At 74.2% G+C, this 13,313-nt stretch carries 11 protein-coding genes; 4 read left to right on the top strand and 7 right to left on the bottom strand.

From position 1 onward, the window contains the following. Nucleotides 1-125 precede the first annotated feature (125 nt). The 4 genes from ACFOYY_RS12665 to ACFOYY_RS12650 form a co-directional block, all read right to left on the bottom strand. Complete coding sequence (locus ACFOYY_RS12665) at nt 126-641, bottom strand: lytic polysaccharide monooxygenase auxiliary activity family 9 protein (RefSeq protein WP_352009196.1); 516 nt, start codon at nt 639-641, stop codon at nt 126-128. Between the two features lie 247 nt (nt 642-888). Further along, a complete protein-coding gene (locus tag ACFOYY_RS12660; protein WP_352009197.1) occupies nt 889-2,358 on the bottom strand; it encodes a SulP family inorganic anion transporter in 1,470 nt (489 codons plus the stop codon). Between the two features lie 11 nt (nt 2,359-2,369). Further along, complete coding sequence (locus tag ACFOYY_RS12655; RefSeq protein WP_386189880.1) at nt 2,370-2,954, bottom strand: carbonic anhydrase; 585 nt, start codon at nt 2,952-2,954, stop codon at nt 2,370-2,372. A 397-nt stretch (nt 2,955-3,351) separates the two neighbouring features. Continuing rightward, nucleotides 3,352-3,825: a hypothetical protein gene (locus ACFOYY_RS12650; RefSeq protein WP_386189879.1), complete on the bottom strand. Its 474-nt coding sequence runs from the start codon at nt 3,823-3,825 to the stop codon at nt 3,352-3,354. Between the two features lie 581 nt (nt 3,826-4,406). Here ACFOYY_RS12650 and ACFOYY_RS12645 point away from each other — a divergent pair. Next, nucleotides 4,407-6,995, top strand: a complete 2,589-nt coding sequence (locus tag ACFOYY_RS12645; RefSeq protein WP_386189878.1) for a DUF7824 domain-containing protein — start codon at nt 4,407-4,409, stop codon at nt 6,993-6,995. Nucleotides 6,996-6,997: 2 nt separating this feature from the next. Next, nucleotides 6,998-7,888, top strand: a complete 891-nt coding sequence (locus tag ACFOYY_RS12640) for a hypothetical protein (protein ID WP_362916822.1) — start codon at nt 6,998-7,000, stop codon at nt 7,886-7,888. Nucleotides 7,889-7,891: 3 nt separating this feature from the next. Here the strand turns inward: ACFOYY_RS12640 and ACFOYY_RS12635 are convergent, their stop codons facing one another. From ACFOYY_RS12635 to ACFOYY_RS12625, 3 genes are all read right to left on the bottom strand, one after another. Further along, nucleotides 7,892-8,545 (bottom strand): response regulator, encoded by a 654-nt coding sequence (locus tag ACFOYY_RS12635; RefSeq protein WP_386189877.1) that lies wholly within the window; start codon nt 8,543-8,545, stop codon nt 7,892-7,894. Continuing rightward, complete coding sequence (locus ACFOYY_RS12630; RefSeq protein WP_386189876.1) at nt 8,533-9,783, bottom strand: sensor histidine kinase; 1,251 nt, start codon at nt 9,781-9,783, stop codon at nt 8,533-8,535. The genes ACFOYY_RS12635 and ACFOYY_RS12630 overlap by 13 nt, the downstream gene beginning before the upstream one ends. A 226-nt stretch (nt 9,784-10,009) precedes the next feature. Beyond that, nucleotides 10,010-11,287, bottom strand: a complete 1,278-nt coding sequence (locus tag ACFOYY_RS12625) for an alpha/beta hydrolase family protein (RefSeq protein ID WP_386189875.1) — start codon at nt 11,285-11,287, stop codon at nt 10,010-10,012. 173 nt (nt 11,288-11,460) lie between these two features. Between ACFOYY_RS12625 and ACFOYY_RS12620 the strand changes: the two genes are divergently transcribed. Both ACFOYY_RS12620 and ACFOYY_RS12615 read left to right on the top strand, forming a co-directional pair. After that, nucleotides 11,461-12,642: a sensor histidine kinase gene (locus tag ACFOYY_RS12620; protein WP_386189874.1), complete on the top strand. Its 1,182-nt coding sequence runs from the start codon at nt 11,461-11,463 to the stop codon at nt 12,640-12,642. Further along, nucleotides 12,639-13,310 (top strand): response regulator, encoded by a 672-nt coding sequence (locus ACFOYY_RS12615; protein WP_386189873.1) that lies wholly within the window; start codon nt 12,639-12,641, stop codon nt 13,308-13,310. The genes ACFOYY_RS12620 and ACFOYY_RS12615 overlap by 4 nt, the downstream gene beginning before the upstream one ends. Nucleotides 13,311-13,313 lie beyond the last annotated feature (3 nt).

Here is a 13,313-nt window from a genome sequence, read left to right as displayed (position 1 = left end):
CGCACTGCGGGTTTGCGTTTCCCGCCGGAAGAATTGGCGGCCTCGTTGGGGAGAAGCGGGTGTGGGGGCCGCGATCGGGGAAACGGGAGGGCGGGGCGCACGCCCTCCCGCGGGTCGGGTCCGGGCTAGCGGACCTGGACGTCGACGCAGTTGTAGAAGGCGTTCACGGTGTCGGCGACGTTCCAGACGGCCAGGATCTTGTGGCGGCCGCCGGGAAGCCCGCTGATGGTGTGCGAGATGTTCGACGGCGGCTGGGTGTTGCCCTGGTTGAAGGTCTTGAACAGGGCGCCGTCGACGTAGTACTGCCAGGTGCTGGTGCGGTGGGCGGCGGTCAGCCGCCACTGGAAGGTGACCGTGCTGGAGACGGCCGTCGCGGGCCAGCCCTTGCCCTCGTTGTCAAGGACACGCCATCCGCTGCCGCCGCTGCACAGCCTCGAGCCCTTGGGGGCCTCGACGCTCTGCGGCTCGTACTCGAGTCCACCGCATCCGCTGACCCGCCTGCTGGCGCACATGTCCTGCCTGCTGGGCGGGGAGGTGATCCAGCCGTGGGCGCTGGCCGGGGCCGCGGTGGTGAGAACCACCGTCAGCGGTACGGCCAGCAACACGGACAGGGCGGTGATCAGGCGCTGCCTGATACTCATTGGGGCTCCTTTCAGCCGACGCGCCCGGGGGGTTGTGGCGCGCGCCGTCGGTGCCGTTGGGGGGTGTACGGCGTCACCGGGGGCGGTGACGCCGTCGGCAGCATAACTCGATCCGTGCCTAACTGTTAAGATTCTTGTCAGTTAATTTTGCCTGTTGCCCACTTGCCGGACCCTTCCTGGCGGCCGGTTCCGGAACGGTGCCAGGCCCGTCGAGCCGGTGCCCGGCACCGTTCCGCGCACCGTCCTGTCAGGTGCCGGTCAGGACCGGGGGCACCGAGACCGCGGGGGTTCCCTCCCGGTTGTGCCCGGCGGCCCACGAGGTCAGCGCCGTACGGCAGGCGTGGTCCAGATGCCGCAACCCGGACAGTTCCAGCTCGATGTGCCGGTCACGAGGCAGCGCCTCCAGGGTGTCGAGCATCTTGGGCAGCCGCAGGAAGGTGGCGTTGCCGCTGAGCGTGACCCTGATCGGCCCGTCCGGGGTCTCCTCATCCACCTCCAGATGGATGTGCGAGGTCTCCCAGGCGGTCTTCACCACCGCCATGAGCAACCCGATCAGCACCCCCTCGAACAGGTTGAGGGCGACGACCGCGACCGCGGTGCACACCAGGACCACCGCCTCTCCCCGGTGCCGCCGCCACAGCGAGAGCAGCTGCGTGGTCGGGATGAGCTTCCATCCGGTGTGCACCAGGACGCCCGCGAGCGCGGCCAGCGGGATGACCTCAAGCGCCGCGGGCAGCAGGGCGGCGAACAGCAGCAGCCACAGCCCGTGCAGCACGCGGGACACCTTGGTCCGCGCGCCCGCCCGCACGTTGGCCGAACTGCGCACGATCACCGCCGTCATCGGCAGCGCGCCGAGCGCCCCGCAGACGGCGTTGCCCACTCCCTGGGCCATCAGCTCCTTGTCGTAGTCGGTGCGGGGGCCGTCGTGCATACGGTCGACGGCCGCCGCGCTGAACAGGCTCTCGGCGGAGGAGATCAGGGTGAACGCCACGACAGTGCCGAGGAAGCCGAGCTCGGCGAGCGGTGCCAGATCGTCGAGGCCGGGCGGCCTGATCGCGCCGAGCAGGCCGTTCACCTCAAGCCTGGCCACCGGCAGGCCGAGGAGCGCGACGGCGGCGGTGGCCAGCGCGACCGCGGCGAGCGGCGCGGGGACCATCCGGGCCCGCGCGGGCAGCCGCGGCCACAGCGCCAGCAGCACGACGGTGCCCGTGCCGACGGCGACGGCGGCCAGGACACCGGGTGAGGTGAGGGAGCTCGCGGCCAGCGCGGGCAGGCCCGCCAGCTTGCCGAGACCGGAGCCGGGGGCGGCGACGCCGGCCATCGCGTACAGCTGCCCGGCGATGATGGTCAGCCCGATCCCGGCGAGCATCCCCTCGACGACGGCGATGGAGATGGCACGGAACCAGCGGCCGAACCGCAGCGCCCCGAGCAGCAGTTGCAGGAGCCCGGCCGCCAGGACGAGCGTGCCGAGGGCGGGCAGGCCGTAGAGCCGTACGGCCTCGAAGACCAGGACGGTCAGGCCCGCGGCCGGGCCGCTGACCTGCAGGCTGCTGCCGGGCAGCAGTCCGGTGACCAGGCCGCCGACGATGCCGGTGATCAGCCCGAGCTCGGCGGGCACACCCGAGGCGACGGCGACGCCGACGCACAGCGGCAGGGCGACGAGGAAGACGACGACGGAGGCGGCGACGTCGCCACGCAGGGTCGAGGTTCTCAGCATGGTGGTCACCGTCACAGGGGCAGGAACGTGTCGTGGCCGGGACGGTGGGCGAACACCATGCCCGTGTGCACCTCGTAGAACCAGCCGTGCAGCCGCATCCGGCCCTCCTCGATCCGCCGCCGCACGGCGGGGTAGGCGTGCAGCCGGTCCAGCTGGGCCAGGATGTGCTGCTTCGTCGCCGACCCGAGGTCGGTCCGCTCGTCGCCGAGGGAGTCGGCGGCGTGGGCCAGCCAGCCGCCCATGGCGGGGACGGCGGCCAGGTCGTCGCGGCGGACCACGGCGCCGACCGCGGCGCAGTGCGAGTGACCGCAGACCACGATGTCGCCGATGTCCAGGGCCTCGACCGCGAACTCGACGGTGGCGGCCTCGCCGGAGGGGCGGTCGAGGTCGTAGCGGGGCACGATGCCGCCCGCGGTGCGCAGCTCGAACAGCTCACCGGGGCGCGCGCCGGTGATCAGGGACGGGACGACACGGGAGTCGGAGCAGGTGATGAAGAGCGCGAGCGGGGCCTGACCGGCGGCGTGCCGGTCGAGCCGCTCCCCGGCGACGGCGGCGCGGGCGGGGAAGGAACGGGCGTGCTCGATGAATGCGTGCATGCGAAAGCCCTTCGGACAGTCGTTGCTTCGGACACGTCGGTGAAGCGGAGGTGGTCGTGAGGACCGGGGAGCCGGGCGTGCCCGAGGGCACGCGGGACACGCGGACGTCCGGTGCTCGCGACCGGCGGCGCGGGCCCGTGGGCCGGCTCACTCGCCCGGCCTGGGGGAGGGCCGGGCTCGCTCCCGAGGCGCCTCCGGCCGGTCAGGCGCGGAGGGCGGCAGGGGAGGACGGGCGAGGGGCGGTTACCGCCTTCCTCGCAGGGGGGATTGAGCGGTGCGCGTCGCACCGCGGCGCCGTCTCACGCGGCCCCGGCTCGCGCCTCACACGTCCGCCCGTCCAGCGGGGCGGTGGCGGGGAAGGAGGCCGAGGCGGGCACCCGGGAGACGGCGGGCCCTGTCAGCAGCGGAACACCTGCAGCCGGGACTGTGAGGGAGCCGCGACGGCCGTTTCGCGCCGCCCGGCTCCGGGACGTGAGAGAGACCGCGCCGACGTCTCCGGAGAAGGGAGCGCCGTCGTCGTGTGCTGACCCGGACCGCGCAGCGGGGACAGGCACTGCGGCCCGACCGCCCATCGCGCGGGCGCCTGGTGGCGGCAGCCACGGGTGGGCAGGTCGGTGCCGCCGTGGTCGGGGTTCGGCTCGGCCTCCCGGCCCGGGCCTCTCGGAGTCGCCGAGACTCCCGGGGCGGAGGCGGAGGCGGCCCTGACGGTCCGCGCCGTGCCACCCGTGCCGCCCGAGGTGAAGATCGTCATGAAGGCGGAGACGGCGCTCGGCGGCGCCGTCCTGCGGTCGCCGTCAGGAGCGACGACGACGTTCGTCAACAGGAAGGCGGTCACCACGGCCATGATCCAGGCCGGCACGTGACGCGCCACGACAAACCTCCATGACATTAGCGTTATCGTCGCTGAGACGACTTTCACCGCAAATGCTAATCGACAGAACGGGCCGTTCCCACGATTCATCGCAGGCATAATTCCGTGACCGACTGGTTACGCTGGGCGTAACTATGAATGTCCGGGATGTGCGCGCAAAGCGGGATCGGGGTGGAGAAGTGAAGGGCTGTCCGGGATAAAAGACGAGGTCTGCTCATCTATGCGGCCTCTCCGGGGTTCGGGCCCCGCCGGGAGGGCGCCGCGTTTCCCCGGAGGATGGCGGCCGTTCCCTCTTTGCCCCCGCCTATTTCCACGGCGTTTCCCACCGTCCGGCGCCTCTTTCCTCGGTGTGGTGGGTGTCGTGTGACGGAAATCACACGATATACCACCCCAAAAAGGCGCAGGTATATAGCGATTAGCCAGCACTTATGGCCTTTTAGGTCCCTATCAAGGGGGAAGCGTGTAAAGGGGTATTTGGTGTTTTTGTCAGATGCTTCCCGGGGTCACCCGCGGGCAGAGGCCGTCCCCGGCGGGCCGGCGAAGGTCGAAAGTGTCGGCGTCGCTGGCTAGTGTCCCCAGCCGTGGAGCACTGGGACGAGATCAGGAAACTGATCGAGGAAAGACGCGCCGACCGGCTCGCCGGGCGGATCACGACGCTGGGCGCCGAGGCCCGCAAGGAGGTCGCGACCCGGCTGCCCGGCCTGCTGAAGGAGCTGCGGGGCCGCTCCGACCGGTGGGACGACTCCCTGGTCCGCCACGGCACCGCGCTGCGGGTCGCGGGCGCGGGCACCCTCGGCGGCGCCGCGGCCGTCGCGTCCTGGCTGTACCGGCGCGACTTCGCCCCGCAGTGGGCGGGTCCCGACAACGACGTGCACCTCGTCCTGGCGGTGATCGCCGACCGCCCCGCCGCCTGGCGCGCCGACCTTGCCCGGCGGCTCGCGTTGCGCACCCGCACCCCCGACGACCGGGGAATGACACTCGCCCTGACCCTGCTGCGCGAGACCGGCGTCGAGCCTCCGCCGCACGACCCGCTGGTCGCGGGCTGGGTGAGCCGCAGGCCCACGCGCCTGGCCGCCGACCCGCTGCTCGGTCACCTGCTGCCCAGGTTGTTCGAGGCCCAGGGGGCAGGCCGGGCCCTGCGGGGCGAGAAGGAGCCGGACAGGGGCTGGCTGGCCGCCCTGTCCGGGCTGGCGGAGACGGGCAGGGTGCGGCGCGAGACCCTGGTCGAGGGCTGCCTGCGCCGCTTCCTGCTCGGCGGGACCGCCACCGACCTGCGCTTCTTCGTCCACCTGCACGAGGCGCTCGACCCCTCGCCCGAGGAGGTCGCCTCCCGCACGCGCGACTACCTGCGCCTGTTGGCCGTCTCCCCCGGCCCGGTCGCCACGCTGGCCGTACGGCGCCTGCGCGGGCACGATCTCACCGCGGACGACCTCGCCGAGGCGTGGGACTGCCTGCTGTTCCGCCAGGAACGGGTCCTGGTGCGCGCCGGACTGTCATGGCTCGACCGTTCCGTACGGCGTGACCCCGCCCTGGCCGGGGTGGCGGCCGCGCCACTGGCCAGGGCCTTCGCCGCGGAGTCCGTGGAGCTCCAGGCCAGGGCCGTCGAGCTGGCCCTCGCGCACGCGGGCGCCATGGGTGCGCAGGGACGCTCCCGCGTGCGCGAGTCGGCGGCCCTGCTCGCCCCCCACCTCGCCGACCGGGCCGCCGCCGCCTTCGAGGAGGGCCACGGCACCGGTACGGCTCCGCGTCCCGGGCCCGTGTTCGCTCCGCCGCCGCTGCCCGAGCCCGCGGAAGGTTCCCCCACCCTGCCGCCCCCGCCCGCCTCGGCCGAGGAGCTGGCCGAGCTGCTGGAGCGGCGGGACGACTCCTGGCAGTCGTGGGAACGGCTGCTGGCCGGGTTCGTCACCCTCGCCGTCCGCGACCGGGTGGCGCTGACGGCCGCGCTGCGCCCCTGGCTGCTCGGCGAGCCCGCCTGGCCGTACCGGGAGGAGACCTGGGAGCGGACGGACCAGTGGCTCTGGGGAGCCGTCCGCTCACTGAGCACGACCGGCTCGGGCCGGGGCGCCTGGCGGACCCTCATGCCGTCGAAGGATCTGGCCGCCCCGTACGTCCTGCTGCTGCACCGCGCGGCCGAGGTCCTGCGCGCGGTCGAGGAGGACACCCTGCCGCCGGTACTGCTGGCCACGCCGACCCACGAGACCGGGCACGTGGCGGCGGCCGAGCTGGTCGGGCGGATGGAGGTCGTCGAGGCGGCCGGGGCGCGGCCGCTCGCCGCCGACCTGCAGCAGGCGCTGCTTCGGCTGCCGCGCGTCCCCGACCCCGAGGCGGCGGAGCGGGTGGCCCGGCTGACGTCGGCCGCGGGCGGGATCCTCGCCGGGTGGATCCGCCCCGGGGGCACTGCCGGGGCCGCCACAGGGGCCGCCGTCGAGGCCGAGGTCGAACTCGGCTGGACGACGGAGAACGAGGGCGGGCGGGACGGCACACGCCCGGTCCCGGTGATCACCGCCCCGCCGACCGGCCTGCCACTGGTCGACCTGATGTTCCGCGCCCCCGGGCACGGCGCCGGGGCCGGGCACTCCGGCTGGTGGCCCTCGACCCTGCCCTCGCACCGCGAGGTGGCCGCCGCGCACCTCGTGCCCTACACGCTCAGGCGTTCCTGGGACGCCCCGGCCGCCGGGCCGGAGCAGATCCGCGACCTCGTCAGGGCGGAGGGACCCGCCGGAGCGGCGTTCTCCGCGGTGCTCGCCCGCTTCCTCGCCGACCCGCGGGCACCGGAGGCGGTCGACGCGCTCGTCGAGGCCGCCGCCCGGGACGGGCTGCCCACCGGTGAGATCGGCCGTCAGATCGGGTTCCTGGTGACCGCGGGCGAGGTCAGGGTGACCGACGTGGCCGCCGCGCTCGACACGGCGGCCAGGCGGGGCGCCCACGAGAGCGTGTGGCGGATCGCCGCCGCCGCGCTGCCCGCACTGCTTCCCGCCCCCGGCGAGCGTCCGCGCAACGGGCTGGCCGGGTTCGTCATGCTCGCCGCCACGGTCGCCGGGTGGTGCGGCGCGCGCGGCGAGATCCCCCAGGTGCGCGACATGGCGGCACGCAAGGGCGGCAGCGGGCTGCTCCGCGAGGTCCGGGCGCTGCACGACCTGCTCACCGGCGGCACCGCCAAGAAAGGATGATCATGGAATCCGGATACTGGCGCTCCCGTCACGAGGAGGGGCACGGCATGCGGGCCGCCGTCGGCGACCTCGTCCGCGCCGCGGCGGAGCCCGGCTGGTCACGGCTCACCGTCCGGCACGCCCAGGTCGGCACGCGCACGAGGACCACCGTCCTGCGCGACGGCCACGAGATCACCGTCGAAGGGCTCGCCGAAGACCTCGCGGGGCCGTTCAGGCGGCTGCGTGAGCTGTCACACCGGGCGGGGGAGGGCACCTGGTTCACCTGCGAGCTGTCCTTCTCCCCGGGCGGCAGGGGCTACACCGGTCACGTCGACTCCCGGGCTCAGCCGTTCGAGCGCGTGCCCGCGACGGCGGCGCTGACGGAGCTGACCCTGTTCCCCCGCGACGAACCGCCGGACTGGCTGCTGGCCGCGCTGCCGACCGCCGCGCCCCTCGGGCTCACCGTCGCCTACGGCGGAGACCACGGGCGCCGCAGCCCCGGCGAGCCCCCGCCGCCCTCCCTGCCGGTCACCGGCGAGCTGTCCTACCTCCCCGAGGCCACCATGACCGCCCGCTCCTTCGAGCACACCTGGGAGTACGGCCAGCCGACGGTCTTCCTGCGGGAACGTCCCGGAGACCGGCAGGCCGGGCATCTGCTGGTCTCCCGGCACCGGGACACCTTCTGGATGGCGCGCCACGGCATGCGCGGCAGCGGCGAGGGGCTGCGCGCGGTCACGCTGGACGGCCGGGTGCTCCGGTTCGAGCTGTCCCCCAGGACGGCCGACACCCTGGAGACCGAGACCGTCTTCGAGATCAGCCTCGACCTGCCCCAGGAGACCGTCGGCGAGATGCGCGCCGCCCTGTCCGGCATCCTGCGGGCCGTCACCCGGGCGCCGGAGCTCACCGGGCTGTGATCCTCAGGGCGCCCCCCGTTCCAGATACTGCAGCACCGCGGCCACCCGCCGGTCGGTGCGGTCGCTCGGCGCCAGGTCCAGCTTGGCGAAGATGTTGCGGATGTGCTTGTGCACCGCGCCCTCGGTGACCACCAGCCGCTCGGCGATGGCCGTGTTGCCCAGCCCCTCCGCCATGAGCGCCAGCACGTCCAGCTCACGCGGGCTGAGCCGGTCGAGCCGCCTGCCGGGGCGACTGCGCGACAGCAGCTGCGCGACCACCTCCGGGTCGATGGCCGTCCCGCCGCCCGCCACGCGGCGCAGGGCCGTCATGAACTCCTCGACCCGTCCCACCCGCTCCTTGAGCAGATAGCCGAGGCGGGAGCTGCCGTGGATCAGCAGGTCGGTGGCGAAGGCCTGCTCGACGTAGGCCGACAGCACCAGCACGGCCAGGTCCGGCCTGCGGCGCCTGGCCTCGACGGCGGCGACGATGCCCTCGTCGGTGTGGGTCGGCGGCATGCGCACGTCGACGACGGCCACGTCCGGCTCGTGGGTGTCGACGGCGTCGAGGAAGGCCTTCGGGCCGTCCACGGCGGCCACCACGTCGAGCGACTCGGCGCGCAGCAGTAGCGCGAGGCCCTCGCGCAGCAGGGGGTCGTCCTCGGCGATCACGATCCGCATGGCAGGCTCACCTTCAGCGTGGTCGGTCCCCCCGGGGGGCTGGTCATCATGAACGTCCCGTCGTGGGCCTCGGCCCGGCGGCGGATGCCGACGAGTCCGGACCCGGCGCGCTCGTCGGCGCCGCCGTGACCGTCGTCGGTGATCTGGACGAGCAGCCGGTCGCGCCGCAGGCTCAGGGCGACGGAGACACGGCCCGCCCCGCTGTGCCTGGCGACGTTGGTCAGCGCCTCGGCCACCGTGAAGTAGGCGGTGGCCTCGACCGAGGCGGCGCACCTGCCCGGCAGGTCGGCGGTGACCGTACAGGGCACCGGGCAGGCGGCGGCGAGCCCGGACAGGGCGTCGGCCAGGCTCCTGTCCTCAAGGACCGGTGGCAGGATGGTGCGCACCACGGCGCGCAGCTCGGCCAGGGCCTGCTCGGCGGCGCCCTGGGCGCGTTCGAGGATCTCCCCGGCGCTCGCGGGGTCGCGGGCCACCGCCCGGCGGGCGGCGGCGACCAGGGCGGTGACGGCCACGATCCGGTTCTGGGTGCCGTCGTGCAGGGAACGCTCGATCCTCCGCAGCTCGGCGGCGTGCGCGTCCAGCGCCGCGGCCCGGGTCGCGGTGAGGTGCGCGACCCGCAGGGCGAGGTCGCCGCCGGGAGGCGCGCTCAGCAATCGCCGTCCCGGCCAGGACTGCAGCCGCTCCAGGCCCGGGATGACCAGCAACGAGAGCGCGGTCCAGCCGACGGCGAACACGCACACCGCCAGCGCGCTGCGCTGGTCGCCGACCCGCCAGAGGTTCAACGCCGCGTCCTCCGCCTCACCCGGCGGCAGCAGCCGCCACCACAGCGGGAAGGTGAGGTCGCGCACCGCGGCGAGCGGCAGCGACATGGCGACCACACCGGTCAGCAACCCCAGCGTCGAGTGGCAGACGACCCAGCCCAGCTCTCCCCGGACACCCGGGTCGGCCAGGGCGGCGCGCAGCCCCGGAGGCGGCGGCCCGGGGCCGACCAGCTCGGGATCCCGCTGCGACAGCCGGACCCGTTCCCGGTCGGCGACGACGCGCAGCCCGCGCAGCGCGACGGGCGCCATCGGCAGCCCGACCCCGACCAGGCACAGCAGCGCGACCACGGCGAGCCAGAGCAGCGCGGTCAAGGCCAGGATCCCGGTCCCCACCCCGCCGACGAGGTGATCGAGCGCGTCGACGGTGGCGCGGGACCGGGCGAGCAGGCCTTCCAGGCGCGTACGGCGGGCCGTCACGGGAGGCCTCCTGGAGCACGGCCCGCCGGGACACGGCTCGGGTGGGCCGTCGCCGGGTCACCGGGCGCCAGCACGGCCCGTCATATCCTCGTCCGCCTTCTCGTCCCGTCTCTTCGGCCACGCCCGGTGATCCGTCACCGGGATCTTGCGAACCTACATGTCATGATTTAACCAGTCGGCCACGGCGGCCGGGGCTCCATCGCGACCGGTTACCCCGGACGACGGGTCAGGGGATGAGGGAGACCTCGGGGAAGCGGGCGTCGGGGGCCTCGAACAGTGTGGTCGCCTTCCTCCGCAGGTGCAGGTCGAAGAAGGCCGCGACGTAGGCCCGCTGGGCCGCGACGGACCGGACCGGGTCGATCGTGCCGACGAAGTCGGCGACGGGCACCTTCGGCACCGTCTCCGCGATCTTCGGCAGCAACGCCTGCAGGTCGGTGAACGAGCCGTGCGCCGCCCCCTTGAACCGGAGCTCCCGCTTCCAGCCGGTCGAGGCGTCCCAGAAGGACTTCCAGCTCGGCTCGCTCGCCCGGGTGTGCGCCTCGGCCGCCAGCTGCATGAACGGCTTGGCGACGCCGCTGTCCGCGACCCCGCCGACGTAGCCGCCGTCGAGGTTGACGCCCGCGTCCACACGTGGGTCGTCGTGGACGAGCTGCGCCGCGACCGACCCGCCGAGGGACTGGCCGAGCGCCCCGACCCGGGACAGGTCGGGGGCGCCGCGAAGCCCCGCGGGCTCCCCCGCGCCGAGGGCGTCGCCGCGTCCCAGGGCGGCGATCCGGCCGAGGACGAACCGCATGTCCGCCAGACGGGCCCGCGAATGCCGGTCGAGCAGCTTGGCGATGACGCGCGGGGTCAGCTTCGAGGGCAGCGGCAGCGCGCGCACGACCCGCCCGCCGGGGAACTCCACCTGGTCGGCCTCATAGGTGTGGTCGACGGTGACGACCAGATAGCCGCGGGAGGCCAGATCCTCGACGAGGGAGGTGCCGAGGGTGCGCGGCCCGCCGTCCCCGGAACCGAAGAGCACGACGGGCAGCCTGCCCGCGCCGCGGTCGACCGGCGCGCCGGGGCGGGCGTGGGTCGGGGTGGCGGCCCAGTTCACCGCGCCCGCCGGAACACCCATGGGCGGCGCGGAGTGCCGGTCCCAGTCGGCCGCGGCCAGGGGAGCCATGTGGGGGGCCGTGCGCGGGTTCCCGCCGGTGCCCCTGGCCGGGTACCACAGGCTGACCATCAGCTCCCGGTAGGGCTTCGACCTGACCAGCGGGTCGGGGCGGGACCGGTCGACCAGGCGCACGGCGAAGGTGCCGACGGGGTACGGCCCGCCGGGCGCGGGCAGCGTCATCGTGACGGGGGCACCGTCCGAGGCGTGCGCGGCAGGGACGGCGGAGGCGGCGACGGGCGCAGAGAGGGGCGCAGAAAGGGGCGCGGAGACAGGAGTGGCGAGGGGAGCCGCGGCGACCGCGGTCAGCGCCAGACCGGCGACCGCCGAGGCGATCGTGCCGAGGGACATGTGGGACTCCTTACGAGTGGTGGATTCCTGCGCCGACGAGGCTGGCAGCGGGACACGGCCCCGGGCCAGCGGCATACGGCTGATCCACACCTACGACTTCCGGCTGAGGTGCCCGGACGCTCCTCCCTGAGAAGGATGGGGGGAGAACCAGCAGGACAAGTAGGGTGAGCGGCATGAAAAGAGGCGACCGCCCGGTGGCCTGGCCCACGGATCCGATCCGATGGCCGTCCCTGGCCGCCGACGCGCTGCCGGCCGCCGTGATCTTTCTCGTCACGCTCGGACCCGGCCAGGTGCTGTCCCGGGGAGAGCCGTGGACGTTGTTGCTCCAGGTGGCCCTGACGGCGCCGCTGCTGTGGCGGCGTCGCGCGCCGCTGACGGTCTTCTGCGCGGTCGGCGCCGCCGCCGCGATCCAGTGGGCCGCCGGCGTGCAGCTTCCCGCCGACGTCGCACTGCTGGTCGCCCTCTACACGGTCGTCGCCCACCGTCCGTGGCGGTGGGCGCTCACGGCCGCCCTCGTCCTGGAGGCCGGGGTGGTGCTGGCCGCGGCGCGGTGGGCGCCGCCGGGCCAGTTCCCGTTCTCGGTGGCCGCGCTCGCCGCGATGGCCGCCGTCGCCGTCACCACGGGTCTGTGGGCGCGGGCCCGGCGGGCGTACGTCGCCTCGCTGGAACACGACCGTGAGCAGCGGGCCAGGCTCGCGGTCGCCGAGGAACGCGCCAGGATGACCCGCGACATGCACGACATCGTCACCCACAACCTGTCGGTCATGGTGGCCCTGGCCGACGGCGCCGCCCACGTACGGCACCGCGCGCCGGAGCGGGCGGCCGACGCGATGGAGCGGATCGCCGGCATCGGAAGGCAGGCGCTTGAGGACATGCGCCGCTCTCTCGGCGCCGGCGAACCCGGGGCGGGCGAGTTCGGCGCCGGCCCCGCCGAGCGGGCGGACGCCTCGCGCCACCCGGCGCCCGGGATCGACCAGCTGGGTCCCCTGGCCGACCGGATGCGCGCGGCCGGGCTGCCGACCAGCCTGCGGGTCGCCGGAGACCCCGGGACGATCCCCGCCGCCGCCCAGCTCACCGTCTACCGGCTGACCCAGGAGGCGCTGACGAACACGCTCAGGCACGCGCCGGGCGCGACGGCCGAGGTCCGCGTCCGGCTGACGCCTCGGCGCGCCGAGGTGGAGATCGTCGACGACGGCCGCCCCGGACGGACGGCGGACGGGACGCCGGGGCGGGGCCTGACCGGGATGCGCGAACGGGTCGCCGCCTACGACGGGACCCTGCACGCGGGACCGGTGCCCGGCGGCGGCTGGCGGGTGGCGGCCGACCTGAACCTGACAGGGGAGAGAAGACCGTGACGATCCGGTTGCTGATCGCCGATGACGAGTCGCTGCTGCGGATGGCCTTCCGGATGGTGTTCGAGGCCGAGCCGGACATGGAGGTGGCCGGGGAGGCGGGCGAGGGCGAGGAGGCCGTCAGGATGACCCGGCGGCTGCGCCCCGACGTGGTGCTGATGGACGTGCGCATGCCCGGTCTCGACGGGATCGAGGCCACCCGGAGGATCGTCAGGGACTGCCCACGCTCACGTGTGCTCATCCTGACCACCTTCGACCTGGACGAGTACGCCTTCGCCGGACTGAAGGCAGGGGCGGCCGGCTTCCTGCCGAAGAACACCCGGCCCGCCGAGCTGCTCGGCGCGATCCGCGACGTGGCGGCGGGGGAGGCCGCGCTGTCCCCGAGGGTCACCCGCCGCCTGCTTGAGAGGTTCGCCCCCCAGCTCACACCGTCCGCGTCCGAACGCGACGAGCGGCTCGCGCGGCTGACCTCCCGCGAGTACGAGGTGCTGGTCCAGGTGGCGCGCGGACTGTCCAACGCCGAGGCCGCCGTGGCGCTGAACCTGGCCGAGGCCACCGTGAAGACGCACCTCAGCCACGTTCTGCTGAAACTCGGGCTGCGCAGCCGCGCCCAGGTCGTGGTCTTCGCCTACGAGAGCGGCGTCGTGCGCCCCACGACCCTCCACGACTGACGG

The sequence above is a fragment of the Streptosporangium jomthongense genome, from assembly GCF_042650425.1.
GTDB lineage: Bacteria > Actinomycetota > Actinomycetes > Streptosporangiales > Streptosporangiaceae > Streptosporangium.
The sequence above is the reverse complement of the archived record's forward strand: the minus strand, read 5'-3'. Positions and strand labels throughout refer to the sequence as shown.

Bases quoted from the DNA above. Each gene is read 5' to 3' on its own strand.
- ACFOYY_RS12625 (WP_386189875.1), bottom strand. From the start codon at position 11,287: ATGTCCCTCGGCACGATCGCCTCGGCGGTCGCCGGTCTGGCGCTGACC.
- ACFOYY_RS12655 (WP_386189880.1), bottom strand. From the start codon at position 2,954: ATGCACGCATTCATCGAGCACGCCCGTTCCTTCCCCGCCCGCGCCGCC.
- ACFOYY_RS12665 (WP_352009196.1), bottom strand. From the start codon at position 641: ATGAGTATCAGGCAGCGCCTGATCACCGCCCTGTCCGTGTTGCTGGCC.
- ACFOYY_RS12660 (WP_352009197.1), bottom strand. From the start codon at position 2,358: ATGCTGAGAACCTCGACCCTGCGTGGCGACGTCGCCGCCTCCGTCGTC.
- ACFOYY_RS12620 (WP_386189874.1), top strand. From the start codon at position 11,461: ATGAAAAGAGGCGACCGCCCGGTGGCCTGGCCCACGGATCCGATCCGA.
- ACFOYY_RS12635 (WP_386189877.1), bottom strand. From the start codon at position 8,545: ATGCGGATCGTGATCGCCGAGGACGACCCCCTGCTGCGCGAGGGCCTC.
- ACFOYY_RS12640 (WP_362916822.1), top strand. From the start codon at position 6,998: ATGGAATCCGGATACTGGCGCTCCCGTCACGAGGAGGGGCACGGCATG.